This window comes from Levilactobacillus parabrevis ATCC 53295 (assembly GCF_001434055.1).
GTDB classification, from domain to species: Bacteria; Bacillota; Bacilli; order Lactobacillales; family Lactobacillaceae; genus Levilactobacillus; species Levilactobacillus parabrevis.
The window spans coordinates 1-1,608 of the sequence record NZ_AZCZ01000091.1; the positions used below are offsets into that span (position 1 = coordinate 1).

Annotated in this window: 1 protein-coding gene; it reads left to right on the top strand. The window is 41.2% G+C overall.

Annotation, left to right across the window (positions count from 1 at the left end):
* Nucleotides 1-229 precede the first annotated feature (229 nt).
* Nucleotides 230-1,435: an NAD(P)/FAD-dependent oxidoreductase gene (locus tag FD07_RS11850; protein WP_020090536.1), complete on the top strand. Its 1,206-nt coding sequence runs from the start codon at nt 230-232 to the stop codon at nt 1,433-1,435.
* Nucleotides 1,436-1,608: the final 173 nt, after the last annotated feature.

Consider the following 1,608-nt stretch of genomic DNA (forward strand, 5'->3'; position numbering starts at 1 on the left):
CTAACTTGTTCTTGCAATTTGCGTTAAAATAATATTATTTTATGCTGTGTTATCCGCAATTCTAAATCTGGATCATAGTGATATTTGATAGCTTTGTAGCAGTATGTAAATAAAATTATTATTCTGATAAAAGCAAGCAACGATTGACAATTCTGAGCGTTATTTTTCGAATCATGGCGTTTTTATATTACAATGATCCTAGAAAAAGTAAAGTTATGGAGGCGATTAGATGAGTGATTTGGATCAGACAAACAGCTATCGATACGTCATTGTTGGTGGCGGAGTGGTTGCTGGCTATGCCATCAAGGGAATTCGACAGGAAGATTCAGAGGGTGAGATCTTAATTATTTCGCAAGAGGCGGATGTCCCATATGAACGACCGGCACTGAGTAAAAAACTATGGCTAGATGATGAATTTACTGAAGAGAACATTCAGATTGGTGCTGAAAATTATCCCAATGTGACTTTTAAGTTCAAGACAACGGTTACGGCTATTAATCGGCAAGATAAGGTCATTACATTGGCCGATAGTGAGCAAATCAAGTATGAACAGCTATTGCTAGCAACTGGCGGAGAACCTAGACAAATCCAGGGGCCTTCTGATCCACATGTGCTAGTCTTTAGACAGTGGTCAGATTATCGCAAGTTACGTAAATTTAGTGGTCCGAACAAGCGAGTTGTGATCATTGGTGGTGGATATGTTGGTACAGAGCTCGCATCGTCACTGACCCAAAATGAGACTGAAGTTACAATGATTTTTCCAGAAAAAGCGCTGGGTGAGGGTAAATTTCCTGAGTCTATTCGGACTGAGTATGAAGCCACGTTCAAACGCAATGGTGTCACACTGATGAGTGGTCAGTTTGTCCAATCATATCAACGCCAAGGTGACCACTTGGCTCTATTGACAAAGGATGGTACGGTGATCGCAGCCGATACGATCATTGTTGGGTTAGGCGTTACGCCGCGGATTAGTTTAGCTGAAGACAGTTGTTTGGATTTAGCTGATGGTGGTGTGAAAGTTAATGAGTATCTCAATACTAGTGACCCAGCCATCTGGTCTGCTGGAGATATTGCCTCTTATCCAGATCACATCTTGGGTCGGCAACGGATTGAGCACGTGGACCATGCCCGACTTTCTGGTGAATTAGTTGGCCGTAATATGGCAGGTGCTCACATGAGCTATCAGCATACCCCATACTTCTATTCCATGATTTTTGATATTTCCTGGCAAGCAATCGGTAATATTGATCCTAAATTGCAATTGATTTTTGATCGGCGAACGCATGGATCGCTTGTCTATTTCATAGATACCGATAAGTTAGTTGGTGTTTTAGTTTGGAATGTTAAGGTGAATCTTGATGATGTTCGCGCATTGCTTGCGAACGCTCCAGCTACAGATGATCTGGTGGGCTCCATTCGAGAGAAGAAGGCTTAGTATCTGGATGAGATATCGGTGAATCATTGCGTCATCACGAATGTACTTTAGAACAAAATGGCCATCATTAACGATGGCTCAGTAGCAAATAAAAACTAGCCTTGAGTCATTTTAAAGTGCATGAAGTGCAACACAAAAGTTAGACAAAAGGTAGATTGTAAAATTAATCCGAA